We start from the raw sequence: 25,751 nt of genomic DNA, 5'->3' as shown, positions 1-25,751 counted from the left end.
GTTGATTACTCCTCGCCACTTTCGTCGAGCCAGCCCATGGAACGCTCTACGGCCTTGAGCCAGCTCTTGTACTCACGGGCGCGGGTGTCCGCGTCCATGCGGGGGGTCCACTCCGCCGCCCGGCGCCAGTTGGCGCGCAGCTCGTCGGTGCCGGACCAGAAGCCGACGGCGAGACCGGCGGCGTAGGCGGCGCCGAGGCAGGTCGTCTCGGCCACCATCGGGCGCACCACCGGTGCGTCGAGGAAGTTCGAGAGCGTCTGCATCAGCAGGTTGTTGGAGGTCATGCCGCCGTCGACCTTCAGGGCCGTGAGCTCGACGCCGGAGTCCTTCGTCATGGCGTCGGTGATCTCACGGGTCTGCCAGGCCGTGGCCTCCAGGACGGCGCGCGCGATGTGCGCCTTGGTGACGTACCGGGTGAGACCGGCGATCACACCGCGGGCGTCGGAACGCCAGTACGGGGCGAAGAGGCCGGAGAAGGCCGGTACGAAGTAGGCGCCGCCGTTGTCCTCGACCGACGACGCGAGCGTCTCGATCTCGGCGGCGGAGTTGATCAGGCCCATCTGGTCGCGCATCCACTGCACCAGCGAACCGGTGACGGCGATGGAACCCTCGAGGGCGTAGACCGGCTTCTGGTCGCCGATCTGGTAGCCGACGGTGGTCAGCAGGCCCGAGTAGGAGTTGATGGCCGACTCACCGGTGTTCATCAGCATGAAGGTGCCGGTGCCGTACGTGGACTTGGCCTCACCCTTGGCGAAACAGGTCTGCCCGAAGAGGGCCGCCTGCTGGTCGCCGAGCGCGGAGGCCACGGGGATGCCGGGCAGGACGTCGCCGAGCTTGCCGCCGGTGACCTCGCCGTAGACCTCGGCGGAGGAGCGGATCTCGGGGAGCATCGCCATCGGGACGCCGATCGACTCGGCGATCTTCTCGTCCCACTTCATGGTGTGCAGGTTCATCAGCATGGTGCGCGACGCGTTGGTGACGTCGGTGACGTGCTTGCCGCCGTTGACACCACCCGTCAGGTTCCAGATGACCCAGGAGTCCATGGTGCCGAAGAGGATGTCGCCCGCCTCGGCGCGCTCGCGCAGGCCCTCGACGTTGTCGAGCAGCCAGCGGGCCTTCGGCCCGGCGAAGTAGCTGGCCAGCGGCAGGCCCGTCTCGCGGCGGAAGCGGTCCTGCCCGACGTTGCGGCCGAGCTCCTTGCACAGGGCGTCGGTACGGGTGTCCTGCCAGACGATGGCGTTGTGCACCGGCTCGCCGGTGTTCTTGTCCCAGAGCAGCGTGGTCTCACGCTGGTTGGTGATGCCGATCGCCTTGATGTCCTCGTGGGTGATGCCCGCCTTGGAGATGGCGCTCGCGACGACTTCCTGGACGTTCGTCCAGATCTCGGTCGCGTCGTGCTCGACCCAGCCCGGCTTCGGGAAGATCTGCTCGTGCTCCTTCTGATCGACCGAGACGATCCGGCCGTCCTTGTCGAAGACGATGCAGCGGCTGGAGGTGGTGCCCTGGTCGATGGCCGCGATGAAGGGGCCGGCGGTGTGTGCGTCGGTGGTCACGGTGTGCTCCTGAATTCTTGCTCGGCGGTCTGTCTCAGGCGTCTGGGGCGGTCATTGGCAACGGTCGCGTTCCTACTTGAACGCGATGTTGTAGATACCGCCCGCGATGGCGCCGCCGATCAGCGGACCGGCGATCGGCACCCATGCGTACGTCCAGTCCGAGCCGCCCTTGTTGGGCAGCGGGAGCAGGGAGTGCACGATGCGCGGACCCAGGTCACGGACCGGGTTGATCGCGTAGCCCGTGGGGCCACCGAGAGACAGGCCGATGCCGACCACGACGAGTGCGGTGATCAGCGCACCGAGGACGCCGATGCCGTTGCCGTTGTCGTTCAGGCCCTGGGTGAGGATCGCGAGGACCAGCACGACGGTCGCGATGATCTCCGTCATCACGTTCTGCGCGTAGTTCCGGATTTCGGGGCCCGTGGAGAAGATGCCGAGCACCGGTCCTGCCTTGGGCGCGGCCTTCTGGTCGACGAGGCCCTCATCCGCCGGCTGGGCGGCGAGGATCGACGGGTCGGTGAGGTGCGCCTTGAACTGGCCCATGTACGTGAGCCAGACCAGGACGGCGCCGATGATCGCGCCGAGCAGCTGGGAGGCGAAGTAGAGCGGAACATCGCTCCACTTGGTCCCGCCCTCGATGGCGAGTCCGACGGTGACCGCCGGGTTGAGGTGGGCGCCTGACACGCCACCCGCCAGGTATGCGCCGGTCAGCACCGCGAAACCCCACCCGAAGGTGATCGCGAGCCAGCCTGCGTCCTTGGCCTTCGAGGCCTTGAGCGTTACGGCGGCGCAGACGCCACCGCCGAGCAAAACGAGAATGGCGGTACCGATGGTCTCGCCGATGAAGATGTCGGAGCTGGACACCCGCGACTCCTTTGTCCTTCGTCCAGGGGAAGGCGAACCCCGGGTCCCTCCGGTGGTCCGCGACCTCAGGTGAGGTCGTTGCCGGCCCTTGGCCTTGTCACACTCTAGCGCGTAATGCCGGTAGGTGTTCGACAATGCCGACCGATGGACGCGAGTCTCACCCCGGGGTTACTTGCCCGTCAAGAGTTCTGTTATTGAAAACACGATCGTTATTGATCGTTCCGGGTTATCGGTCGTGGCAGGGTCGCCACGGGGTGAAACGCAGTTCAACGATGGTCGCGCGGAAAGGTGTGACCTGCATGTTGAGTGGCGGGATGATGCGCCCCGCAAGGGGCGCGGGGATGGGTCGATGTGCGGCTCCGCCGCACGGGCGCGACCAGCCACGGACGGCCCGCAGATTCGGCACGGGCCCACCAGCGGAGCTAGAAGCGCCCGGCACCCAGGTCCCGCGACACGGCGCGGGCGCAGTCCCGTACGGCCGCGATCAGATCGGGGCGCAGCTCCCCGCCCTTCTGGACCCGTTCCACCGCGCCGGTGATGCCGACGGCGCCGACCGGCATGCGGCGCCGGTCATGAATGGGGGCGGCCACGGAGGCGATGCCCTCCCACGTCTCCTCGACGTCGGCGGCGTACCCGCGCGCGCGGGTCATGTCGAGGACGCCCTCGAAGGCTTCGGGGTCCACCACGGTGCGCGTGGTGAGGGCCGGCCAGTCGGCCTCGGCGGCCTCGCTGTGTGCCACGGGGTCGTAGGCGGCGAGCACCTTGCCGAGCGCCGTGGAGTGCAGCGGCTGCATCGCCCCCACTTCGAGGACCTGGCGGCTGTCGTCGGGCCGGAAGACGTGGTGCACGATCAGGACGCCCTGCTGGTGCAGGACCCCGAGGTAGACGCTCTCGCCGCTGGAGCGGGCCAGGTCGTCGGTCCACACGAGGGCGCGGGCCCGCAGCTCGTGCACGTCCAGGTAGCTGTTGCCCAGGCGCAGGAGCTCGGCGCCGAGCTGATAGCGGCCCGATGCGGAGTCCTGCTCGACGAACCCTTCGGCCTGCAGGGTGCGCAGGATGCCGTGGGCCGTGCCCTTGGCGAGGCCAAGGGCGGACGCGATCTCCGAGAGGCCGAGCCGTCGCTCTCCGCCCGCGAGGAGCCGCAGCATCGCGGCGGCTCGCTCGAGCGACTGGATGTTCCGTGCCATCGCAGCCCCTTCCTCCGTCCCCTCTGATTCCAACGTTCGACAATGCTGAACACTATCGGTCGTTGTCGACCTCCCGCGACAGAGCGGCAGTCGGTGTTTCTCGCCGTTTCGCGCGCGCCTCGAGCCATACCGCCTCAGACGCGGTGGGTGGGCGGGGCGTCCGCCCCGTGAACACCCGCGCGCCATGGACCTTCGTCCCGTTACCCTGACCGAGTGCGCCTTCCTCCGAAGCGCAAAGCCGACAGCCGTCGCACATCAGGGAGCTCTTTCATGGCCTCGTTGCCGACCCCCTCCTCCGGTTCCTCGAACGGAACCCGAGCCGATGCCCTCCGCGAAGCCCTCGCCACTCGTGTGGTGGTGGCGGACGGTGCGATGGGCACGATGCTGCAGGCGCAGGACCCCACGCTCGAGGACTTCCAGAACCTCGAGGGCTGTAACGAGATCTTGAATGTGACCCGGCCGGACATCGTCCGTTCGGTTCATGAGGAGTATTTCGCGGTCGGTGTCGACTGCGTGGAGACGAACACGTTCGGCACGAACTTCGCCGCTTTGAGCGAGTACGACATTCCGGAGCGGAACTTCGAGCTGTCGGAGGCGGGTGCGCGGATCGCGCGTGAGGTCGCCGATGAGTTCACGGAGAAGACCGGGCAGCAGCGGTGGGTGCTGGGCTCGATGGGCCCGGGTACGAAGCTGCCGACGTTGGGCCACGCCCCGTACACGACGTTGCGTGACGCCTACCAGATCAACGCCGAAGGCATGATCGCGGGCGGTGCGGACGCGCTCCTGGTGGAGACCACCCAGGACCTGCTGCAGACGAAGTCCGCGATCCTCGGTGCCCGCCGCGCCCTGGAGGCCACTGGCACGAACCTCCCGCTGATCTGTTCGGTCACGGTCGAGACGACGGGCACGATGCTGCTGGGTTCGGAGATCGGTGCCGCGCTGACCGCTCTGGAGCCGCTGGGTATCGACATGATCGGCCTGAACTGTGCCACGGGGCCGGCGGAGATGAGCGAGCACCTGCGCTATCTGGCCCGCCACTCGCGTGTGCCGATCTCCTGCATGCCCAACGCAGGCCTGCCGGTCCTGGGCAAGAACGGCGCCCACTACCCGCTGACCGAGGCGGAGCTGGCCGATGCCCAGGAGACCTTCGTCCGCGAGTACGGCCTCTCCCTGGTGGGCGGCTGCTGCGGCACGACGCCGGAGCACCTGCGCCAGGTCGTCGAGCGGGTCCGCGGCGTGGAGACGACCCGCCGGGAGCCGCGCCCCGAGCCGGGCGCCGCCTCGCTCTACCAGACCGTCCCGTTCCGTCAGGACACGGCGTATATGGCGATCGGTGAGCGGACGAACGCCAACGGGTCGAAGAAGTTCCGTGAGGCGATGCTGGAGGCCCGCTGGGACGACTGTGTGGAGATGGCCCGCGACCAGATCCGTGAGGGCGCGCACATGCTCGACCTGTGTGTCGACTATGTGGGCCGTGACGGCGTTGCGGACATGGCGGAGCTGGCGGGGCGTTTCGCCACCGCCTCGACCCTGCCGATCGTGCTGGATTCCACTGAACTGCCGGTCCTTCAGGCGGGGTTGGAGAAGCTGGGCGGCCGGGCGGTCATCAACTCGGTCAACTATGAGGACGGGGATGGCCCGGAGTCGCGTTTCGCGAAGGTCACGGCGCTGGCCAGGGAACACGGCGCGGCGCTGATCGCGCTGACGATCGATGAGGAGGGCCAGGCCCGCACGGTCGAGCACAAGGTGGCCATCGCCGAGCGCCTCATCAACGACCTGACGGGCACCTGGGGTGTCCATGAGTCGGACATCCTCATCGACTGCCTGACCTTCACGATCTGCACGGGTCAGGAGGAGTCACGTAAGGACGGCATCGCGACGATCGAGGCGATCCGTGAGCTGAAGAAGCGCCATCCGGACGTGCAGACGACCCTGGGTCTGTCGAACATTTCCTTTGGTCTGAACCCGGCGGCCCGGGTCGTGCTGAACTCGGTGTTCCTGGACGAGTGCGTGAAGGCGGGCCTGGACTCGGCGATCGTGCACGCCTCGAAGATCCTGCCGATCGCACGGTTGGAGGAGGAGCAGGTCAAGGCGGCCCACGACCTGATCTATGACCGCCGCGCCGAGGGTTATGACCCTTTGCAGAAGCTCATGGAGCTTTTCGAGGGCGTCAACATGAAGTCGATGAAGGCGGGCAAGGCCGAGGAGCTCCTCGCCCTGCCGCTGGACGAGCGTCTGCAGCGGCGCATCATCGACGGGGAGAAGAACGGCCTGGAGGCCGACCTGGATGAGGCGCTGGAGTCCCGTCCGGCCCTGGACATCGTCAACGACACCCTCCTGGAGGGCATGAAGGTCGTCGGCGAGCTGTTCGGCTCCGGTCAGATGCAGCTGCCGTTCGTGCTGCAGTCCGCCGAGGTGATGAAGACCGCGGTCGCCCACCTCGAACCCCACATGGAGAAGTCGGACTCCGAGGGCAAGGGCACCATCGTCCTGGCCACCGTGCGCGGCGACGTGCATGACATCGGCAAGAACCTCGTCGACATCATCCTGTCCAACAACGGCTACAACGTCGTCAACCTCGGCATCAAGCAGCCGGTGGCGGCGATCCTGGACGCGGCGGCCGAGCACCGTGCGGATGTGATCGGCATGTCGGGTCTCCTTGTGAAGTCCACGGTGATCATGAAGGAGAACCTGGAGGAGCTCAACCAGCGCAAGATGGCCGCCGACTTCCCCGTCATCCTCGGCGGCGCGGCACTGACCCGCGCGTATGTCGAGCAGGATCTCCACGAGATCTACGAGGGCGAGGTCCGCTACGCCCGCGACGCGTTCGAGGGCCTGCGCCTGATGGACGCCCTCATCGCGGTCAAGCGCGGCGTGCCCGGCGCCACCCTGCCCGAGCTCAAACAGCGCCGAGTGGCCAAGAAGGACACCCCCGTCCTGGAGGTCAGCGAGGACGAGGGCCCCGCACGCTCGGACGTCTCCGTCGACAACCCCGTCCCCACCCCGCCGTTCTGGGGCACCCGTGTCGTCAAGGGCATCCAGCTCAAGGAGTACGCGTCCTGGCTGGACGAGGGCGCCCTGTTCAAGGGCCAGTGGGGCCTCAAGCAGGCCAGGACGGGTGACGGGCCCTCCTACGAGGAGCTCGTCGAGACCGAGGGGCGGCCCCACCTGCGCGGCTGGCTGGATGAGCTGCACACCAAGAACATGCTGGAGGCGGCCGTCGTCTACGGCTACTTCCCCTGCGTCTCCAAGGGCGACGACCTGATCATCCTGGACGACCAGGGCAACGAGCGCACCCGCTTCACCTTCCCGCGCCAGCGCCGCGGGAAGCGTCTGTGCCTGGCGGACTTCTTCCGTCCGGAGGAGTCCGGCGAGACCGACGTGGTCGGCCTCCAGGTCGTCACCGTCGGCTCGAAGATCGGCGAGGCCACCGCCGAGCTGTTCGCCGCCGACTCCTACCGCGACTACCTCGAACTGCACGGCCTGTCCGTCCAGTTGGCCGAGGCACTCGCCGAGTACTGGCACGCACGCGTGCGCGCCGAACTCGGCTTCGCGGGGGAGGACCCCGCCGACGTCGAGGACATGTTCGCCCTGAAGTACCGCGGCGCGCGCTTCTCGCTCGGCTACGGCGCCTGCCCCGACCTGGAGGATCGCGCCAAGATCGCCGAGCTCCTGGAGCCGGAGCGGATCGGCGTGGAGCTCTCCGAGGAGTTCCAGCTCCACCCCGAGCAGTCCACCGACGCGATCGTCATCCACCACCCCGAGGCGAAATACTTCAACGCGCGCTAAGCGGTCAAGTCGTACACTTGTCGGTCCAGTGCAGGCCGGTTGCTCACCCGTCAAAAGGGAGCAACCGGCCTTCTCGTCCCTCATGGAGGTGTGCCCGAATGACCAGTACGGTTCCCGCGCTCGGTACCCGAACGGCCGAAGGCTCCGCTCTGCAGGCGGTGCTCCTCGACATGGACGGAACACTCGTGGACACCGAGGGGTTCTGGTGGGACGCCGAGGTCGAGGTCTTCGCCGCACTCGGACATACGCTCGACGAGGCCTGGCGTGACGTGGTCGTCGGCGGTCCCATGACGCGCAGCGCCGGTTTCCTCATCGCGTCCACCGGCGCCGACATCACGGTTCCCGAGCTGACCGTGCTGCTCAACGACGGCTTCGAGGACCGTATCGGCCGCGCCCTGCCGCTGATGCCGGGAGCCGCCAGACTGCTCGCCGAACTCGCCGCGCACGAGGTGCCGATGGCACTGGTCTCCGCGTCGCACCGGCGCATCATCGACCGCGTGCTCGACTCGATCGGATCCCACCACTTCACCCTCACCGTCGCGGGCGACGAGGTGACCCGGACCAAGCCGCACCCCGACCCGTATCTCCTCGCGGCGGCCGGGGTTGGCGCGGAACCGGCCAGATGTGCCGTCATCGAGGACACCGCGACCGGCGTCGCGTCGGCCGAGGCCGCGGGCTGCAGGGTGGTGGCCGTACCGTCCGTCGCGCCCATCGTCCCGGCGTCCGGCAGGACCGTCGTCCCGTCCCTCGAACACGTCGATCTGCCTTTCCTGCACGGCCTGATGGCCGGAAACAGCTGAACAGTTGAAGATGTGACCTTTCCCACTCCAAGGGGGGTCGACAGCCGGTCACGGCTGTGCCGAGCCTCCGATATGGGCGAGTTGTGGAGTGACGTTGTGTCCCGATTGAGGGGAACCTGACGAAACCTTCCCGTGTTGGGTTATCGGTGCGTCCGCGCCCGGTTTCGCTCCGTGATGGAGCCTCAACTCCGGTCTCTTCCGGCCCTCCTGGTGGTGCGGACTAATGTCGTCGCGAGAACATCGCCATGCCCCCACGGACCGACTGACCCCACCCCTCGTTGTCGGTCCGGACGGGACCAACAGCTCTGGAGAACGTCGAGCATGAACCGTAAGACTTTGGTGCTGCCGGCCGTCGTAGGTCTGCTCGCTCCCGCGCTCGCGGCGTGCGGCGGGGCGGGCGACGGTGGGGGAGACGACGCGATCGCCGTCGGCACCACGGACCGGTTCGCCACCTCGCCCGAGGTCCCGGCGCCCTTCGACCCGGCGTACGCGTATGACGCGGGCTCCTGGAACATCCTGCGCCAGACGGTCCAGACGCTGATGGCGATGCCCCGTGGCGACGGCGAGCCCGAGCCCGAGGCCGCCCAGAAGTGCGGATTCACCGACACCGGCAACGAGCGCTACGAGTGCACGCTGCGCAAGGGCCTGAAGTTCGCCGACGGCAAGCCGCTGACCGCCACCGATGTGAAGTTCTCCATCGAGCGCGTGCGGGACATCAAGATCGCCGACCCGAGCGGCTCCGACGGCCTGGTGGCCAACGTCGACGCCATCGAGACTCAGGGCGACCGCGGCATCGTCTTCCACCTCAAGAGCCCCGACGCGACGTTCCCGTACAAGCTGGCCACGCCCACCGCGGGCATCATCAGCTCGGACCACTACGAGAAGAACAAGCTGCGCGACGGCTTCGACGTGGACGGCTCGGGCCCCTACACGGCCGAGCCGGAGGTCAAGGGCAACAAGCTCATCAAGACGGTGTTCACCAAGAACCCCAATTACAAGGGCGCCCTGAAGCCCAAGAGCGACAAGATCGAGCTGCGCAACTACGGCTCCCCGGACGCCATGGGCGAGGCCCTCACGGGCGGCGACATCGACATGATGACGCGCACCATGTCGCCCGAGCAGATCAAGCAGCTCGACGAGGACCCGGGCAAGAACATCGAGCTGATCGAGACGCCCGGCCTGGAGATCCGCTACCTCGGCTTCAACACGGACGCCACCACGGTGAAGTCCAAGGCCGTCCGCCAGGCCATGGCACAGGTCGTCGACCGCGGCGAACTCGCGGCCGGCGTGTACGGCGACGCGGCCGAGCCGCTGTTCTCCCTGGTGCCGACCACCATCACGGGCCACACCAACTCGTTCTTCAACAAGTACGGCGACCCGAGCCCGGCCAAGGCCCGAGCCCTGCTCCAGAAGGCCGACATCGACACCCCGGTCAAGCTCACCCTGCACTACACGACCGACCACTACGGCCCCGGCACCAAGAAGGAGTTCGAGCTGCTGAAGAAGCAGCTCGACGCCAGCGGCCTGTTCGACGTGTCGATCAAGGGTGAGGCCTGGAACACCTTCCGCGCCGCCGAGCAGAAGGGCGCGTACGACGTCTACGGAATGGGCTGGTTCCCCGACTTCCCCGACGCCGACAACTTCCTCGCGCCGTTCCTCGACGAGGACAACTTCCTCGGCTCGCCGTACGTGAACCGCACCATCAACGAGGAGCTGATCCCGCACTCGCGCCGCGAGGCGGACCGGCTCACCGCCTCCAAGAGCATCCAGAAGATCCAGGACATCGTCGCCGAAGACGTGCCGGTGCTTCCCCTCTGGCAGGGCAGGCAGTACATCGCCGCCCGCGACGACATCACGGGCGTCGAGTGGGCCCTCAACTCCTCGTCGAACCTGCAGCTGTGGGAGCTCGGCCGCGGTGTGAGCGGCTGACCTCCGCGCACACCGGCACCCAACACCGCCGGGCTTCGCTCCACCGACGGACATCAACGACAAGGCACGTACGTGAAATTGCGTAACCAGCGGTTGGCCCTTCCCCTCGTCGGAGGACTGACCGCCGCCCTGCTGGCCGGCTGCGGCTCGGAATCGGGCGGAGCGGGGGAGGACGGCGACTCGGTGGTGATGGGGATGTCGGACGACGTCCTGGCCACCGACCCGGCATCCGGCTACGACCCCGGGTCGTGGCTCCTGTTCAACAACGTCTTCCAGTCCCTGATGAGCTTCCCGAACGGAGCCACGGAGCCTGAGCCCGAGGCGGCCAAGGAGTGCGGCTTCACCGACGCGGAGACCAAGGTCTTCGAGTGCACGCTGCGGGACGGCCTGAAGTTCAGCAACGGCAACGCGTTGACCTCGAAGGACGTCAAGTACTCCTTCGACCGCATGATGAAGATCAACGACGAGGCCGGTCCGGCGATCATGTTCCCGATGCTCGACCGCGTCGAGACGCCGAACGACAAGAAGGTCGTCTTCAAGCTCAAGTACGCTGACGCGACCTTCCCCAGCAAGATCGCTTCCGGCGCGGGCTCCATCGTCGACCACGCGTCGTACGACATGGACTCCCTGCGCGGGGGCGACGAAGCCACGGGCTCGGGACCGTACAAGCTCGACTCCTTCGACAAGGAGCAGGCGGTCTTCTCGGTCAACCCCGACTACAAGGGCACCGCCGAGGTGAAGAACAAGGGCGTCACCCTCAAGTTCTTCCACGACGACCAGAAGGGCCTGAAGAAGGCGCTCCTGAACGACGAGATCGACATCGCGTACCGAGGCCTCGCCGCCAAGGACATCGAGGACATCGAGCAGGACACCTCCGAGGCGAGCCAGAAGATCGACGTCGTCGAGGGCACGAGCGCCGAGGTCCAGCACCTGGTCTTCAACATGAAGGACCCGGTAGCGGGCAAGCTGGGCGTGCGTAAGGCCATGGCGTACCTGCTCGACCGCGACGCCCTGGTCAAGGACGTCTACCGGGACACGGCCACGCCGCTGTACTCCATCGTCCCGGCCGGGATCGGCGGTCACAACACCGCCTTCTTCGACACCTACGGCGCCCGCCCGCAGCGCTCCAAGGCCGCGGCCGCCCTGCGCGAGGAGGGCCTGACCGGCAAGGTCAAGCTCACGCTCTGGTCCACGCCCTCGCGCTACGGTCCCGCGACCGACCAGGAGCTGAAGGCGATCGCCAAGCAGCTCAACGCGAGCGGCCTGTTCGACGCCGATGTGAAGTCGATTGAATTCAGCCAGTACGAGCGGGACATCAAGTCCGGCAAGTACGGCGTCTACGTCAAGGGCTGGGTGCCGGACTACCCGGATCCGGACAACTTCACGCAGCCGTTCTTCGGCAAGGGCAACGTCCTCGAGAACGGCTACCAGAACAGCGACATCACCGGGAAGATCATCCCCGGCACCGCCGCCGAGACCGACCGCACCAGGACCGACGAGGACTACTCGCGGCTCCAGGACATCGTCGCCGAGGAGCTGCCGATCCTGCCGGTGTGGCAGGCCAAGCAGTACGCGGTCATCTCCGATGACGTGTACGGCGTGGAGTCGTGCCTCGACGCCTCGACGGTGTTCCGCTTCTGGGAGCTCAGCAAGGCCTGATCCCAGCCCGATGAACGAGGAAGGCGGCCACCCCTCCGGGGGCCGGCCGCCTTCCTCGTTCTCTCCTGCTGTGCTCCGGGCAACTACTGTGCTCCGGGCCGCACCAGACCGCTCTCGTACGCGTACACAGCGGCCTGCACCCGGTCGCGCAGCCCCAGCTTCGTGAGCACATGACCCACGTGCGTCTTGACCGTCGTCTCGCTCACGAACAGATCCGCCGCGATCTCCGCGTTCGACAGGCCGCGCGCCACCAGCTTGAGGACCTCGACCTCCCGCTCGGTGAGCGTGTGCAGGGTGTCCGGCACCGGCTCGTCGCCCGACGGGAGATGCCCCGCGTACTTGTCGAGGAGCCTGCGCGTGATGCTCGGCGCGAGCATCGCCTCGCCCGACGCGACCACCCGGATCGCCTGCACCAGTTCGTTCGCCGGGGCGTCCTTGAGCAGGAAGCCGCTGGCACCGGCGCGCAGCGCCTCCACCACGTACTCATCCAGGTCGAAGGTGGTCAGGACCAGGACCTTCGCCGGACCGTCCCGGCCGGGCCCGGTGATCTGCCGGGTCGCCTCGACGCCGTCCATCCGCGGCATGCGGATGTCCATCAGGACCACATCGGGCTGCAGCGCCCGCACCTGGTCGAGAGCCTGCAGGCCGTCCCCGGCCTCGCCGACGACCGCGACGTCCTGCTCGGCCTCCAGAATCATCCGGAACCCGGTGCGCAGCAGTGGCTGGTCGTCGACCAGTAGGACACGGATCGCCACGTAACTCTCCTTCGCTAGCCCGGGGCCATTCTGCCCTGCGCGTCCTCATCGGACTCGGGCACCCTCACCGCAAGGGGGTACGGCGGGGGAGTCCCGCCGAATTCCGGACATACGGCCTGGTGGTCGCACCAGCCGCAGAGTTTCGTCGGCCGCGGGCGCCACTCGCCCGTCTCGGTGGCGAGCGTGATCGCCTTCCACAGCGCGTGCAGCTTCCGCTCGACCTGCTCCAGGTCCTCGGTCCGAGGGTCGTACGTGATGACGTCGCCGCTGCCCAGATAGACGAGCTGGAGGCGGCGCGGGACCACGCCCTTCAGGCGCCACACCACCAGGGCGTAGAACTTCATCTGGAAGAGGGCGCCCTCGGAATACTCGGGGCGGGGGGCCTTGCCCGTCTTGTAGTCGACGATCCGGACCTCGCCGGTGGGCGCCACGTCCACGCGGTCGATGATGCCGCGCAGCTTCAGGCCCGAGTCCAGCTCCGCCTGCACGAACAGCTCGCGCTCGGCCGGCTCCAGGCGAGTCGGGTCCTCCAGCGTGAACCACCGGTCGACGAGCTTCTCCGCGTCCGCGAGCCAGCGCGCGAGCCGCTCACCCTGCTCGTCGTCCGCGAACAGCTCCGTCAGCTCCGGCTTGGCCTCGCGCAGCCGGTCCCACTGGCCCGGGATCAGGGCCTTGGCGCGCGGCGCCGTCCGCTCGCCCGCGGGCGCGTCGAAGAGCCGCTCCAGGACCGCGTGCACCAGCGTGCCGCGGGTCGCCGCCTCGCTCGGCTTCTCCGGCAGCTTGTCGATCACCCGGAAGCGGTAGAGCAGGGGGCACTGCATGAAGTCACTGGCGCGTGACGGCGACAGGGACGCCGGACGCACGGCCGTCACGGCACCCTCGGTCCTTGTTTCCATGAGGACAGACCCTACGACCCGCCACTGACAACGGCCGCATACCATCGACGACAGACCCTCTCGCCCTGCATGATCGTGCGTGTACCGCGCCGGCCAGGGGCGAGGGACGCTTCGAACGAGGGGACATCGTGGACGAGAGCGGCGGGAGCGGCAGGCCGCGGTCCGACGGGACGGACGGTCGGCGGCCGGGTGCCGCGGAAGACTCCGGCCACCCGGAGTCGCCACGCCCGGTGGACACGGCAGAATCCGCGCGGCCCGCGCAGGGCGACCGCGACGACCAGGACGACCGCGACGGCCAGGACGACATGCGTTCCGAGCAGCCGGCCACCGACACCACCAAGGACACCACCGACGAGGCGAAGGCGAGCGCCGGTCCTGCGTCGGCGCCGCAGCCCGGCGCCCGGCTCACCAAGGAGCCCCGGCAGGCGGGCGAGCCGGAACCCACCCCCGGCGACACCCACCCCGAGTACGCCCACGCCAGCCACGGCCCCGCGCCGAAGACCACCCCGCCCAAGGACAAGAAGGGGCCAGGGGGAGGACTGCTCATGGGACGCCCCTTCGGCGTACCCGTATACGTGGCCCCCAGCTGGTTCCTCGTCGCCGCCCTCATCACCTGGGTCTTCGGCGGCCAGCTCGACCGCGTCCTGCCCGAACTGGGCAACGCCCGCTACCTGGTCTCCCTCTTCTTCGCCGTCGCCTTCTACGCCTCCGTACTCGTCCACGAACTCGCCCACACCGTCGCGGCCCTGCGCTTCAAGCTGCCGGTGCGCCGCATCCAGCTGCAGTTCTTCGGCGGGGTCTCGGAGATCGAGAAGGAGTCCGAGACGCCCGGACGCGAGTTCATCCTCGCCTTCGTCGGCCCGCTGCTCTCCCTCGTCCTCGCGGGCGTCTTCTACGGGGCCATGCGCCTCGTCGAGCCCGGCACCGTGCCCGGCGTCCTGCTCGCGGGACTGATGATCTCCAACCTCATCGTCGCCGTCTTCAACCTCCTGCCGGGCCTGCCCCTTGACGGCGGCCGCATGCTCCGCGCCGTCGTCTGGAAGATCACCGGCAAGCCCATGAGCGGCACGATCGCCGCCGCCTGGGTCGGCCGCGCGCTCGCCATCTCCGTCCTCATCGGTCTGCCCCTCCTCAACCAGTCCGGCGCGCTCGGCGGCGAGACCCAGGACATCGGCGGCATGGACACCGTCACCGACGCCCTCCTGGCCGCGATCCTCGCCGCGATCATCTGGACCGGCGCGGGAAACAGCCTCCGTGTGGCCCGGCTCCGCGAACACCTGCCCGAACTCCGGGCCCGCGCCCTGACCCGCCGCGCCGTCCCCGTGGAGACCCACACCCCGCTCTCCGAGGCACTGCGCCGCGCCAACGACGCCGGGGCCCGCGCCCTCGTCGTGGTCGACGCCGACGGCGACCCGATGTCGGTGGTCCGCGAGGCGGCCATCGTCGGCGTGCCCGAGCACCGCCGCCCCTGGGTCACGGTCAGCGGCCTCGCCCAGGACATCACCGAAGGCATGCGGATCTCCGCCGAGCTGGCCGGCGAGGAGCTCCTCGACACCCTCCGGGCGACGCCCGCCACCGAGTACCTCGTGGTCGAGGCATCCGGCGAGATCTACGGAGTACTCTCCGCCACCGACGTGGAGCGCGCCTTCGTCAAGGCGATGGCCAGGCCCAGCTGACGCCGCCACCCTGGTCCGCGGCCCGCGCACGGGCCGGTAGGCTGGTCACATGTCCGAACCGACCGGTGCCGCCCGCCGACGCGGGCCCTTCAAGGTCGGGGACCAGGTTCAGCTGACCGACCCCAAGGGCCGCCACTACACGTTCACGCTCGAGGCCGGGAAGAACTTCCACACCCACAAGGGTTCCTTCCCTCACGACGAGCTGATCGGTGCTCCCGAGGGCAGCGTTGTCCGCACCACGGGAAACGTCGCCTACCTCGCGCTGCGCCCCCTGCTCCCCGACTATGTCCTGTCCATGCCCCGCGGCGCCGCCGTGGTCTACCCCAAGGACGCGGGGCAGATCCTGGCCTTCGCGGACATCTTCCCCGGCGCCCGCGTCGTCGAGGCGGGTGTGGGCTCCGGCTCGCTCAGCAGCTTCCTCCTGCGCGCCATCGGCGACCAGGGAATGCTGCACTCGTACGAGCGCCGCGAGGACTTCGCCGAGATCGCCCAGCAGAACGTGGAGCGCTACTTCGGCGCCCCGCACCCCGCCTGGCAGCTCACCGTCGGAGACCTCCAGGACAACCTGAGCGACACCGACGTCGACCGCGTCATCCTCGACATGCTCGCCCCCTGGGAGTGCCTGGACGTCGTCTCCAAGGCACTCGTCCCCGGCGGCATCCTCTGCTGCTACGTCGCGACCACCACCCAGCTCGCGCGGACCGTCGAGTCCATCCGCGAGATCGGCGGCTTCAACGAGCCGACCGCCTGGGAATCGATGATCCGCAACTGGCACGTCGAGGGCCTCGCCGTCCGCCCCGACCACCGCATGATCGGCCACACCGGCTTCCTGCTCACCGCCCGCCGCCTCGCGGACGGCGTCGAGCCGCCCATGCGCCGCCGCCGCCCCTCCAAGGGCGCCTACGGCGACGACTACACCGGCCCGAACGCCGACGGCGGCACACCCCGCGCGGAGCGCTGACAGCGCTGAACGACAAGGCGCCGCCGCCGAGTTCCCCCTTCGACCGGGGAACTCGGCGGCGGCGCCTTTCCGTTCACCGGACCCGATGCCCCGGACCCCGGTGTTCCGCCGGAGTGTGAGGTATGGCACGATGCTGGCCACCTCCCCCACCGGCACAGCCCTCACAGGAGACACTCCTAGTGCAGCACCCCGCCGTCCCGGAACTGGCACACAACACCACCCGTCCCATCCACTGGCTGGCCACCGCGGCCGCGCTCGCCGCCGTCGTCGCGGGCTCGTCCTTCCTGCAGCCCGACCCCGCGAACGCCGCCCAGCCGGGCTCCAAGCCGTCGGGCAAGACCGCCGCGGCCCCCGCCCCCGCCCCGGATCCGGCCACCGTCGCGTACCCCATCACCTGCGGGAACGTGAAACCCGTGGTCAAGAAGCAGGCCTCCGGGGACCTCGACGGGGACGGCAGACCCGAGACCGTCGCCGTGGTGCACTGCGCCGCCGGATCGGGCACGCCGCCCGACGGCGTGTACGTCGTCACCCGCGCCACGGAAGGAAAGGCCCGGGTCGTCGCCACCCTCGTCGATCCGAAGGACCGCCAGAACGTCAGCGACTTCGCCGTACGTGATGGTGTGATCACCGCAACACTCCACGGGTACTCGACACCGAGCGTCCCCAGCTGCTGCCCCGATCTCAAGGACGAGGCCAAGTGGCAATGGAAAGACGGCACGTTCGCGCGATCCACACCGGCCGGCGCACACAGCGTGTGACCGCAGCGTCACGAGGAAGGGCCTGTGCCCGCCGTCCCACGGCGGGGCACAGGCCCTTCCTCGTCGAAGAGTTCGCGGCCTCACGCCGCGTCGGGGCCGTACACCTCCACGCTGTCCGAAACGCGCCGCACGTGGATGCAGTCGCCGGGGCACTCCTTCGCCGAGTCCGCCACGTCACGCAGAAGCTGCAGCGGTACGGGCGTTGTCGCGCCCGGCGTCTGCAGCAGCTCGTCGTCACCGCTCTTCACATAGGCCAGACCGTCGATGTCCAGCTCGAAGACCTCGGGCGCGTACTGCGCGCAGATGCCGTCGCCGGTACAGAGGTCCTGGTCGATCCAGACCTCCAGGAGATCGCGGCCCTCAGGGCCGGTCCCAGCCTCGTTCTGCACGGTCATCTCTCCTGCCGATCGCTGCGCCGAGCCCACCGACTCGGGTGCAAGTCGGGCCAGCCCTGACGGGTGTTGAACGCTTCGACGATACAACCGCCCGCTTTCCGATGTTGTTGGGTGGGTATTCACCTGGCGTGAGGGAGAGCGCAAGGGTGAAGATCGGACACACCCCGACCGTCTTTGTGATCTAGGGGTTTCAATCGACACCCACCCAGGTAGGGTCTGGAAGCGTCCAGCTCCCCTTGGAGGAGGTGAGGACCGTGGCAGCCCACGACGACGACATCAACCGCGGCATCCGGCCGGGGCGAGGGTCTGAGGACCCCGCCGGTCAGGTTGCCTATCTCGAGCAGGAAATCGCCGTCCTGCGACGCAAGCTCGCCGACTCTCCGCGGCACACGAGAATTCTCGAAGAGCGGATCGTCGAGCTGCAGACCAATCTGGCCGGCGTATCCGCACAGAACGAGCGGCTCGCCAACACGCTCCGTGAGGCCCGAGACCAGATCGTGGCCCTCAAGGAGGAAGTCGACCGGCTCGCGCAGCCGCCGGCCGGCTTCGGGGTCTTCCTCGTGGCGAACGAGGACGGCACGGCGGACATCTTCACCGGGGGCCGCAAGCTCCGGGTGAACGTCAGCCCCAGCGTGGAGCTCGAAGAGCTCAGGCGCGGCCAGGAAGTCATGCTCAACGAAGCGCTCAACGTGGTCGAGGCCATGGAGTACGAGAGCGTGGGCGACATCGTCACCCTCAAGGAGATCCTTGAGGACGGCGAGCGAGCCCTGGTGGTCGGGCACACCGACGAGGAGCGGGTGGTCCGGCTCGCCGAACCACTCCTCGACGTCACCATCCGCCCCGGCGACGCACTGCTTCTCGAACCCCGCTCCGGCTACGTCTACGAAGTGGTTCCCAAGAGCGAGGTCGAAGAGCTAGTCCTCGAAGAGGTACCGGACATCGGCTACGAGCAGATCGGCGGCCTGGGCAACCAGATCGAGCTGATCCGCGACGCGGTCGAACTGCCCTATCTCTACCCGGACCTCTTCAGGGAGCACGAACTGCGGCCGCCCAAGGGCGTCCTGCTGTACGGGCCCCCCGGCTGCGGCAAGACGCTGATCGCGAAGGCCGTTGCCAACTCGCTTGCCAAGAAGGTCGCCGAGGTGACCGGAGCGGCAGCGGGGAAGAGCTTCTTCCTCAACATCAAGGGCCCCGAACTCCTCAACAAGTACGTCGGCGAGACCGAGCGTCACATCCGCCTGGTCTTCCAGCGTGCGAGGGAGAAGGCGAGCGAGGGCACCCCCGTCATCGTCTTCTTCGACGAGATGGAATCCCTCTTCCGCACCCGCGGATCCGGAGTCAGCTCGGACGTGGAGAACACCATCGTCCCCCAGCTGCTCGCCGAGATCGACGGCGTGGAAGGCCTGGAGAACGTCATCGTCATCGGCGCCTCCAACCGCGAGGACATGATCGACCCCGCGATCCTGCGACCGGGACGACTCGACGTAAAGATCAAGATCGAGCGCCCGGACGCCCAGGCGGCGAAGGACATCTTCGCCAAGTACCTCACCGAGCGGCTCCCGCTGCACGCGGACGACCTCGCCGAACACGGCGCCGACCGGCGCACCACCGTGGACGGCATGATCCAGTCCGTCGTGGAGCAGATGTACGCGGAGTCCGAGGAGAACCGCTTCCTCGAGGTGACGTACGCCAACGGCGACAAGGAAGTCCTGTACTTCAAGGACTTCAACTCCGGCGCCATGATCGAGAACATCGTCGGACGCGCCAAGAAGATGGCCATCAAGGCCTTCCTCGACGCCAACCAGAAGGGCATCAGGGTCTCCCACCTCCTCCAGGCTTGCATCGACGAGTTCAAGGAGAACGAGGACCTGCCCAACACCACCAACCCGGACGACTGGGCCCGCATCTCCGGCAAGAAGGGCGAACGGATCGTGTACATCCGTACGCTCGTCACCGGAAAGCAGGGCGCGGACACCGGACGCTCCATCGACACGGTGGCCAACACCGGTCAGTACCTGTAGAAGACAGGGCGGCTGCGGGTGTCCTTCGTGGGTACCCGCAGCTGTCTGTTTTTCAATGAACGCAATGATCTCCCCACCAGCGCAAAGGCGCTCTAGGCTCTTCGGTACCGCCGAGTCGCGCAGTGCGGGGACGGGCACCGCACACGCACCGGAGAACCAGCGGTACTTGAGCGCCGCACCCGAACGGGAGCGCCGCCGGGCAAGGAGGGCCGCATGACCGTACGGCGAGTAATGGGCATCGAGACGGAGTACGGCATCTCCGTCCCCGGCCACCCGAACGCCAATGCCATGCTCACCTCGTCCCAGATCGTCAACGCCTACGCCGCGGCGATGCACCGGGCGCGACGCGCCCGCTGGGACTTCGAGGAGGAGAACCCGCTGCGGGACGCACGGGGCTTCGACCTCGCCCGTGAGACCGCCGACGCCAGTCAGCTCACCGACGAGGACATCGGCCTCGCCAACGTGATCCTCACCAATGGGGCGCGTCTCTACGTGGACCACGCGCACCCCGAGTACAGCTCACCCGAGGTCACCAATCCCTGGGACGCCGTCCTGTGGGACAAGGCGGGCGAACGCATCATGGCGGAAGCGGCCGAACGCGCCGCGCAGCTGCCGGGGGCCCAGCCGATCCACCTCTACAAGAACAACACCGACAACAAGGGCGCCTCCTACGGCACGCACGAGAACTACCTGATGAAGCGGGAGACCCCCTTCTCGGACATCGTGCGCCACCTGACGCCGTTCTTCGTGTCCCGGCAGGTCATCACCGGCGCAGGACGCGTCGGCATCGGCCAGGACGGCCACGAGCACGGCTTCCAGCTCAGCCAGCGCGCCGACTACTTCGAGGTCGAGGTGGGCCTGGAGACCACCCTCAAACGGCCCATCATCAACACCCGGGACGAGCCGCACTCCGACGCCGAGAAGTACCGCCGCCTGCACGTGATCATCGGCGACGCGAACCTCTCCGAGATCTCGACGTATCTGAAGCTGGGCACGACATCCCTGGTCCTCGCCATGATCGAGGACGGCTTCATCGCGGTGGACCTGGCCATCGACCAGCCCGTGCGGACCCTCCACCAGGTCTCCCACGACCCGACGCTCAAGCGACTGATCACGCTCCGCAGCGGACGGACACTCACCGCAGTCCAGCTCCAGATGGAGTACTTCGAGCTGGCCCGCAAGTACGTGGAGGAGCGGTACGGCTCCGAGGCCGACGAACAGACCAAGGACATCCTCACCCGCTGGGAAGACGTCCTGGGCCGCCTGGAGAGCGATCCGATGAGCCTCTCCGGAGAGCTCGACTGGGTCGCCAAGCGGGAGCTCATGGAGGGCTACCGCCGCCGTGACAGCCTCGACTGGGACGCGGCACGACTGCACCTGGTCGACCTCCAGTACGCGGACGTACGGCCCGACAAGGGCCTCTACAACCGTCTGGTGGCACGCGGCAAGATGAAGCGCCTCCTGGAGGAGCCACAGGTCGAGCGCGCCCAGACGAAGCCCCCGGAGGACACACGCGCGTACTTCCGCGGCCGCTGCCTCGAGCAGTACGCGGACGACGTCGCCGCGGCCTCGTGGGATTCGGTCATCTTCGACCTCCCGGGCCGCGACTCGCTCCAGCGGGTGCCCACACTGGAGCCCTTGCGCGGTACGCGAAACCACGTGAAGGAGCTCCTGGACCGCTGCCGCACGGCGGAGGACCTGGTTCGGGTGCTCTCCGGAGGCTGAAAGACCCGGCGTGTGGGAATCATCGAGGTGGTCCCCGGACGTTGCAGTAACTACGGGGCCGATGTCAGACCTGGCTTATAGGGTCTGATCAAGTACATCGCACCTAACGAGCGGGGTGAGGTAGATGGCGACCAAGGACACCGGCGGCGGACAGCAGAAGGCGACGCGTTCCACCGAGGAGGTCGAGGAGCAGACAGAGGAAGCGCAGGGCTCCGAAGACCTCAAGGAGCGCCAGGAGAAGCTGAGCGACGACGTGGACTCCGTCCTCGACGAAATCGATGATGTGCTCGAAGAGAACGCCGAGGACTTCGTGCGCTCCTTCGTGCAAAAGGGTGGAGAGTAGTTTCGCCTTTGTTCTGAAGGTTGAAGTGGGGGTTGCTGGGTTGGCCGAAGGTCGGTGGGGGAGAGCCCGCTGTGCTTCGGATGACCTGGCGACGCTCTCGGACGGGCCCCGATGTGATCTCTCCGAACGCTCCAGCCATTCATGTGGATCACCGCCATGAGGCGGGTAGGGTCCCTGGCGTACGGTGCTTCAACTGCAATGCGGCCATCGGCAAGTTGGGAGACGTTCCCGACACCTTGCGTCGGGCCGTCACTTACCTGGAAGGAAACGCGTGGAAGCCAACACTCGTAGCACCGGGCGTCTACCAGCTGCCTTCCTGACGCCTGGTTCTTCGTCCTTCATGGACTTTCTGTCCGAGCATCAGCCCGACATCCTGCCCGGGAATCGCCAACTGCCGCCCACACAAGGCGTCATCGAGGCGCCGCACGGCACGACCATCGTGGCGACGACGTTCCCCGGTGGCGTGGTGCTCGCCGGTGACCGGCGGGCGACCATGGGCAATGTCATCGCGCAGCGCGACATCGAGAAGGTCTTCCCGGCCGACGAGTACTCCGCTGTCGGCATCGCCGGCACCGCCGGTCTCGCCGTGGAGATGGTCAAGCTCTTCCAGCTGGAGCTCGAGCACTTCGAGAAGGTCGAGGGTGCCACGCTCTCCCTGGAGGGCAAGGCCAATCGGCTGTCGACGATGATTCGGTCGAATCTGGGGATGGCCATGCAGGGCTTGGCCGTGGTTCCGCTCTTCGCGGGGTACGACGTGGACCGCGAGAAGGGGCGCATCTTCAGTTACGACGTCACGGGCGGCCGTTCCGAGGAGCACGGCTTCGCGGCCACGGGCTCCGGTTCGGTCTTCGCGCGTGGTGCGATGAAGAAGCTCTACCGCAAGGACCTGTCGGAGGAGGAAGCGACGACGCTCGTCGTGCAGGCGTTGTACGACGCCGCGGACGACGACTCGGCGACGGGTGGTCCGGATGTCGCCCGCCGGATCTATCCGATCGTCACCGTGATCTCCGACGAGGGTTTCCGGAGGCTGGGGGACGAGGAGTCCTCCGAGATCGCCCGCTCGATCCTTGAGCGGCGCCTGGAGCAGCCCGACGGTCCGCGGGCCGCGCTGCTCTGATCGATCCGTATTCGCCACTGACTGAGTCACTGACAGAAAGGGACGGATAGCCGGTGTCGACGCCGTTCTATGTCTCACCCCAGCAGGCCATGGCCGACCGGGCGGAATACGCCCGCAAGGGCATCGCCCGTGGTCGCAGCCTTGTTGTGCTGCAGTTCGCCGATGGCATCGTGTTCGTCGGCGAGAACCCGTCCCGTGCGCTGCACAAGTTCAGCGAGATCTATGACCGGATCGGCTTCGCGGCCGCCGGCAAGTACAACGAGTACGAGAACCTGCGGATCGGTGGTGTGCGGTACGCGGATCTGCGCGGGTACACGTACGACCGTGACGATGTGACGGCCCGTGGGCTCGCGAACGTCTACGCCCAGACGCTGGGCACGATCTTCTCGAGCCAGGCGGAGAAGCCCTACGAGGTGGAGCTGGTCGTCGCCGAGGTGGGTGCCACGGCCGACGCCGATCAGATCTACCGGCTGCCGCACGACGGTTCGATCGTGGACGAGCACGGCTCGGTCGCGGTCGGCGGCAACGCCGAGCAGATCAGCGCGTATCTCGATCAGCGGCATCGTGACGGGATGACGCTCGCCGAGGCGCTGAAGCTGGCCGTGCAGTCGCTCTCCCGCGACACGAACGGCAGCGAGCGGGAGATCCCCGCGGAGCGGCTCGAGGTGGCGGTCCTGGACCGTACGAGGCCGCAGCAGCGGAAGTTCAAGCGGATCGTGGGGCGTCAGCTCGCGCGGCTGCTCGAAGGCGGTGCCTCGGCGCCCACGGACGCCGAGTCCGACAACGAGGAGGAGACGGATTCCGGGTCCGGCTCGGCCTCTGGGTCCTCCGAGGAGTAGTTCGGTTCGTCGTACGCCCCGTGTCCCGGCCCTGTGGCCGGTGCGCGGGGCGTACGCATGTGCGGGCTAGCGGGCGGCGGGGGCCGTCGAGCCGCGGATCACCAGCTCGACGGGGAGGGTGTCGGGCCGTGGCGCGTGGCCGTCGAGGACGGCGAGCAGGGATGTCATGCCGCGTTCGCCGAACTGTTCGGCCGGCAGCCGCACGGTGGTGAGCTCGGGTTCCACGGCGGTCGCCAGGGTGAGGTCGTCGAAGCCGGTCACGGAGAGGTCTTCGGGGACGCGCAGGCCCAGTCTGCGGGCGGCCTTGCAGGCCCCGGCGGCGAGGATGTCGTCGTCGCAGACGAGTGCGGTGGGGCGGGGGCCCGGCGCGGAGAGGGTGGCTTCTGCGGCGATGCGGGCGTCGTCGACGGTGAGGGGTGCCCTGACCGTGCGTACGGCCGCGTCGGTGCCGCTGAGCGCCGCCGTGAGGGCGTCGGAGCGTACGTCGAAGGTCCAGGAGTCGACGTCCGCGGCGAGGTGCAGGAAGTCGCGGTGGCCCAGGGCGAGCAGGTGCTCGGTCACCTGGCGCATGCCGTCGCCGATGTCGAGGTTGACGGTGGTGGCGCCGAGGCTGCCCGCGGGGTCGCTGTCGAGCATGACCAGGGGGAGTGCGTCGCCCTGGATGGTGGCGAGGGCGTCGGACGCGATGGAGGACGCGAGGATGCCGTCGAGGGCTGCGCGGCTGGAGTCGAAGGGGTCGCGGGCGGGCCCCATGCCGTCGGGGGAGGGGTAGAGGACGACGCCGAAGCCGTGTTCGGTGGCGACGCGGGCGGCTCCGGTGTAGACGCGGGCGAAGAACTCGTTGGTGAGGGCGGGGACGACGAGGAGCGCCGTCCTGGTGCGGCCGAGGCGGAGGTTGCGGGCCGCGAGGTTGGGGCGGTAGCCCAGTGCGCGGGCGGTGGCCCGCACGCGCTCCGCGGTGCGCTCGGCGACGCGGCCGCGCCACTTCTCGCCGAAGACGAGGGAGACGGTGGCCTGGGAGACTCCGGCGGCCTGCGCGACGTCGCGGCTCGTGGGGCGTGGCCCTGCGGCCTCCTGCTGTGGCCCGGCCACTACTGGTACCTCCCAGGTCGGTCCCGCGGGGTGATCGGGATGGACCCGCGGTGAGCGCTCATGGTACGTATGACACTCGACGTTATACGTAAAACCTCGGCTGCGACGGCGCCGGGCGGAGGGGCGGGAAGCATGGCTGCCGGATACGTGGAGATCCTCCGGACGCGATACGCGGGGCGGCTGCTCGCGGGCACGCTGGTGGGGCGGCTGCCGAACGCGACCGCCCCGATCGCCATCGTGCTCTTCATCCGCGCCGAGGGCGGTACGTACAGCCTGGCCGGTGCTCTCGCCGCGGTGTACGGCGTGTCCAACGCGGTGGGGCAGCCGCTGCTCGGCCGCCTGGTGGACCTCTACGGGCAGCCGCGGATCCAGCTCCCCTCGGCGGTCGTCTCCGCTCTCGGCATGGCGGCCTTCGCCTTCACCGGGCCCGATTCGCTCGCTCTCGCGTATGTCGCGGTGGGCGTGGCCGGTCTCTTCACGCCACCGCTGGAGGGCGGCCTGCGCGCGCTGTGGCCGAGCGTCCTGGGCAAGGAGGAGCAGGTGCACACGGCGTACGCCATGGACGCCATCGCCCAGGAAGTCATGTTCACCGTCGGGCCGTTGCTCATCACGGGCTGCGTGGCGCTCTGGTCGGAGCAGGCCGCGCTGCTCGTCGTGAACGCCATCGGCGTGCTCGGCGCCCTCTCCGTGGTGATGTCGAAGCCCTCGCGCGCGTGGCGCTCGGCGCCCCGCGAGGCGCACTGGCTCGGCGCGCTGCGCTCGCGCGGGCTCATCGCGCTGCTCGGCGCGTTCCTGTTCATCGGCATGGCGCTCGGCTCCATCACCGTCGCCGGTGTGTCGTACGCGGACGAGCACGGCGGGGACGCGGTGTACGGCTGGCTGATGGCGGCGATCGGGCTCGGCGCGCTCGTCGGCGGATCGGTGTACGGGGCGCGGCAGTGGGCCGGGGTGCCGGAGAAGCGGCTGACCGTCCTGGTGGCCCTGCTCGCGCTCTGCTACTGGCCGTTGACGCTGACGCCGGGCGCGGTCGCGATGACGGCGCTCGCGGGCGTGGCGGGCATCTTCCTGGCGCCGGCGCTCGCGTGCGCGTTCATCATCGTCGACCGGCACGCTCCGCGGGGCACCGTCACCGAGGCGTTCTCGTGGCTCGTGACGACGTTCGGGGTCGGCGCGTCGCTGGGCACGGGCGTGGCCGGGCCGGTCGTCGAGTGGGGCGGGACCGTGGGGGGCTTCGCGGTTCCGGGGCTCGCCGGAGTCGCCGCGCTGCTTGTTCTGCTGGCCACGGCGCGGGCGCTCGTACTCCCCGCTGATTCGGCGGTCGTTGCGGGTTCATCGGAAAATGATCGAAACGGTGCCGTCGAACCCGGTTTCAGGGCAGGGCATCAGGCGTAA

At 68.4% G+C, this 25,751-nt stretch carries 20 protein-coding genes and 1 pseudogene; 14 read left to right on the top strand and 7 right to left on the bottom strand.

The window, feature by feature from the left end:
- Positions 1 to 5: 5 nt before the first annotated feature.
- The 3 genes from glpK to AC5P1C_RS20155 all read right to left on the bottom strand — a co-directional run bounded on the left by glpK (position 6) and on the right by AC5P1C_RS20155 (position 3,604).
- Positions 6 to 1,553: a glycerol kinase GlpK gene (gene glpK / locus AC5P1C_RS20165; protein ID WP_453451978.1), complete on the bottom strand. Its 1,548-nt coding sequence runs from the start codon at positions 1,551 to 1,553 to the stop codon at positions 6 to 8.
- A gap of 72 nt (positions 1,554 to 1,625) precedes the next feature.
- A complete protein-coding gene (locus AC5P1C_RS20160) occupies positions 1,626 to 2,417 on the bottom strand; it encodes an MIP/aquaporin family protein (RefSeq protein ID WP_493867249.1) in 792 nt (263 codons plus the stop codon).
- Between the two features lie 422 nt (positions 2,418 to 2,839).
- Positions 2,840 to 3,604 carry an IclR family transcriptional regulator gene (locus AC5P1C_RS20155; protein ID WP_493867248.1) on the bottom strand — a complete coding sequence of 255 codons (765 nt, stop codon included), beginning with the start codon at positions 3,602 to 3,604 and terminating at the stop codon, positions 2,840 to 2,842.
- Between the two features lie 270 nt (positions 3,605 to 3,874).
- Here AC5P1C_RS20155 and metH point away from each other — a divergent pair, with 270 nt between their 5' ends.
- From metH to AC5P1C_RS20135, 4 genes are all read left to right on the top strand, one after another.
- A complete protein-coding gene (metH, locus tag AC5P1C_RS20150) occupies positions 3,875 to 7,393 on the top strand; it encodes a methionine synthase (protein ID WP_493867247.1) in 3,519 nt (1,172 codons plus the stop codon).
- A gap of 98 nt (positions 7,394 to 7,491) precedes the next feature.
- Positions 7,492 to 8,193: an HAD family hydrolase gene (locus AC5P1C_RS20145; protein WP_493867246.1), complete on the top strand. Its 702-nt coding sequence runs from the start codon at positions 7,492 to 7,494 to the stop codon at positions 8,191 to 8,193.
- A gap of 321 nt (positions 8,194 to 8,514) precedes the next feature.
- The gene (locus AC5P1C_RS20140) at positions 8,515 to 10,122 is read left to right on the top strand and encodes an ABC transporter substrate-binding protein (protein ID WP_493867245.1); all 1,608 of its coding nucleotides are present in this window, start codon (positions 8,515 to 8,517) and stop codon (positions 10,120 to 10,122) included.
- Positions 10,123 to 10,194: 72 nt separating this feature from the next.
- Complete coding sequence (locus AC5P1C_RS20135) at positions 10,195 to 11,781, top strand: ABC transporter substrate-binding protein (protein ID WP_493867244.1); 1,587 nt, start codon at positions 10,195 to 10,197, stop codon at positions 11,779 to 11,781.
- 83 nt (positions 11,782 to 11,864) lie between these two features.
- On the opposite strand, the gene AC5P1C_RS20130 is transcribed toward AC5P1C_RS20135, so the two are convergent.
- Both AC5P1C_RS20130 and AC5P1C_RS20125 read right to left on the bottom strand, forming a co-directional pair.
- Entirely contained in the window at positions 11,865 to 12,536 is a 672-nt protein-coding gene (locus AC5P1C_RS20130) for a response regulator (RefSeq protein WP_135332738.1), read from the bottom strand.
- A gap of 14 nt (positions 12,537 to 12,550) precedes the next feature.
- On the bottom strand, positions 12,551 to 13,432 hold the full coding sequence (locus AC5P1C_RS20125) for a RecB family exonuclease (RefSeq protein ID WP_493867243.1): 882 nt from the start codon (positions 13,430 to 13,432) through the stop codon (positions 12,551 to 12,553).
- A 128-nt stretch (positions 13,433 to 13,560) separates the two neighbouring features.
- On the opposite strand from AC5P1C_RS20125, the gene AC5P1C_RS20120 reads away from it, so the two are divergent.
- The 3 genes from AC5P1C_RS20120 (at position 13,561) to AC5P1C_RS20110 (ending at position 16,827) form a co-directional block, all read left to right on the top strand.
- Positions 13,561 to 15,108, top strand: a complete 1,548-nt coding sequence (locus AC5P1C_RS20120) for a site-2 protease family protein (RefSeq protein ID WP_493867242.1) — start codon at positions 13,561 to 13,563, stop codon at positions 15,106 to 15,108.
- Positions 15,109 to 15,157: 49 nt separating this feature from the next.
- Positions 15,158 to 16,069 carry a tRNA (adenine-N1)-methyltransferase gene (locus tag AC5P1C_RS20115; RefSeq protein ID WP_383285533.1) on the top strand — a complete coding sequence of 304 codons (912 nt, stop codon included), beginning with the start codon at positions 15,158 to 15,160 and terminating at the stop codon, positions 16,067 to 16,069.
- A 179-nt stretch (positions 16,070 to 16,248) separates the two neighbouring features.
- Positions 16,249 to 16,827 carry a hypothetical protein gene (locus AC5P1C_RS20110; RefSeq protein ID WP_493867241.1) on the top strand — a complete coding sequence of 193 codons (579 nt, stop codon included), beginning with the start codon at positions 16,249 to 16,251 and terminating at the stop codon, positions 16,825 to 16,827.
- Between the two features lie 80 nt (positions 16,828 to 16,907).
- On the opposite strand, the gene AC5P1C_RS20105 is transcribed toward AC5P1C_RS20110, so the two are convergent.
- Positions 16,908 to 17,222, bottom strand: a complete 315-nt coding sequence (locus AC5P1C_RS20105; protein ID WP_493867240.1) for a ferredoxin — start codon at positions 17,220 to 17,222, stop codon at positions 16,908 to 16,910.
- 254 nt (positions 17,223 to 17,476) lie between these two features.
- Between AC5P1C_RS20105 and arc the strand changes: the two genes are divergently transcribed.
- The 6 genes and pseudogenes from arc (at position 17,477) to prcA (ending at position 23,267) form a co-directional block, all read left to right on the top strand.
- On the top strand, positions 17,477 to 19,243 hold the full coding sequence (gene arc / locus AC5P1C_RS20100; RefSeq protein WP_493867239.1) for a proteasome ATPase: 1,767 nt from the start codon (positions 17,477 to 17,479) through the stop codon (positions 19,241 to 19,243).
- Between the two features lie 213 nt (positions 19,244 to 19,456).
- Positions 19,457 to 20,968: a depupylase/deamidase Dop gene (dop, locus tag AC5P1C_RS20095; protein ID WP_493867238.1), complete on the top strand. Its 1,512-nt coding sequence runs from the start codon at positions 19,457 to 19,459 to the stop codon at positions 20,966 to 20,968.
- Between the two features lie 124 nt (positions 20,969 to 21,092).
- On the top strand, positions 21,093 to 21,311 hold the full coding sequence (locus AC5P1C_RS20090) for a ubiquitin-like protein Pup (RefSeq protein ID WP_160503981.1): 219 nt from the start codon (positions 21,093 to 21,095) through the stop codon (positions 21,309 to 21,311).
- A gap of 95 nt (positions 21,312 to 21,406) precedes the next feature.
- Positions 21,407 to 21,631: pseudogene (locus AC5P1C_RS20085) on the top strand (endonuclease domain-containing protein); the annotation flags it as partial.
- Positions 21,583 to 22,428 carry a proteasome subunit beta gene (gene prcB / locus AC5P1C_RS20080; protein WP_453399404.1) on the top strand — a complete coding sequence of 282 codons (846 nt, stop codon included), beginning with the start codon at positions 21,583 to 21,585 and terminating at the stop codon, positions 22,426 to 22,428. The pseudogene AC5P1C_RS20085 and the gene prcB, both read left to right, overlap by 49 nt.
- Positions 22,429 to 22,481: 53 nt before the next feature.
- Positions 22,482 to 23,267, top strand: a complete 786-nt coding sequence (gene prcA, locus AC5P1C_RS20075) for a proteasome subunit alpha (protein WP_493867237.1) — start codon at positions 22,482 to 22,484, stop codon at positions 23,265 to 23,267.
- Positions 23,268 to 23,333: 66 nt separating this feature from the next.
- On the opposite strand, the gene AC5P1C_RS20070 is transcribed toward prcA, so the two are convergent.
- Positions 23,334 to 24,359, bottom strand: coding sequence for a LacI family DNA-binding transcriptional regulator (locus AC5P1C_RS20070; protein ID WP_493867236.1), 1,026 nt, complete (start codon positions 24,357 to 24,359; stop codon positions 23,334 to 23,336).
- A 132-nt stretch (positions 24,360 to 24,491) separates the two neighbouring features.
- Here AC5P1C_RS20070 and AC5P1C_RS20065 point away from each other — a divergent pair, with 132 nt between their 5' ends.
- Positions 24,492 to 25,751, top strand: coding sequence for an MFS transporter (locus AC5P1C_RS20065; protein ID WP_493867235.1), 1,260 nt, complete (start codon positions 24,492 to 24,494; stop codon positions 25,749 to 25,751).

Source organism: Streptomyces sp. A18, assembly GCF_059026065.1.
This window is presented reverse-complemented; position numbering and strand designations above follow the sequence as displayed.

Bases quoted from the DNA above. Each gene is read 5' to 3' on its own strand.
- AC5P1C_RS20140 (WP_493867245.1), top strand. From the start codon at position 8,515: ATGAACCGTAAGACTTTGGTGCTGCCGGCCGTCGTAGGTCTGCTCGCT.
- AC5P1C_RS20065 (WP_493867235.1), top strand. From the start codon at position 24,492: ATGGCTGCCGGATACGTGGAGATCCTCCGGACGCGATACGCGGGGCGG.
- metH (WP_493867247.1), top strand. From the start codon at position 3,875: ATGGCCTCGTTGCCGACCCCCTCCTCCGGTTCCTCGAACGGAACCCGA.
- AC5P1C_RS20125 (WP_493867243.1), bottom strand. From the start codon at position 13,432: ATGGAAACAAGGACCGAGGGTGCCGTGACGGCCGTGCGTCCGGCGTCC.
- AC5P1C_RS20115 (WP_383285533.1), top strand. From the start codon at position 15,158: ATGTCCGAACCGACCGGTGCCGCCCGCCGACGCGGGCCCTTCAAGGTC.
- AC5P1C_RS20105 (WP_493867240.1), bottom strand. From the start codon at position 17,222: ATGACCGTGCAGAACGAGGCTGGGACCGGCCCTGAGGGCCGCGATCTC.
- AC5P1C_RS20145 (WP_493867246.1), top strand. From the start codon at position 7,492: ATGACCAGTACGGTTCCCGCGCTCGGTACCCGAACGGCCGAAGGCTCC.
- AC5P1C_RS20090 (WP_160503981.1), top strand. From the start codon at position 21,093: ATGGCGACCAAGGACACCGGCGGCGGACAGCAGAAGGCGACGCGTTCC.
- AC5P1C_RS20155 (WP_493867248.1), bottom strand. From the start codon at position 3,604: ATGGCACGGAACATCCAGTCGCTCGAGCGAGCCGCCGCGATGCTGCGG.
- dop (WP_493867238.1), top strand. From the start codon at position 19,457: ATGACCGTACGGCGAGTAATGGGCATCGAGACGGAGTACGGCATCTCC.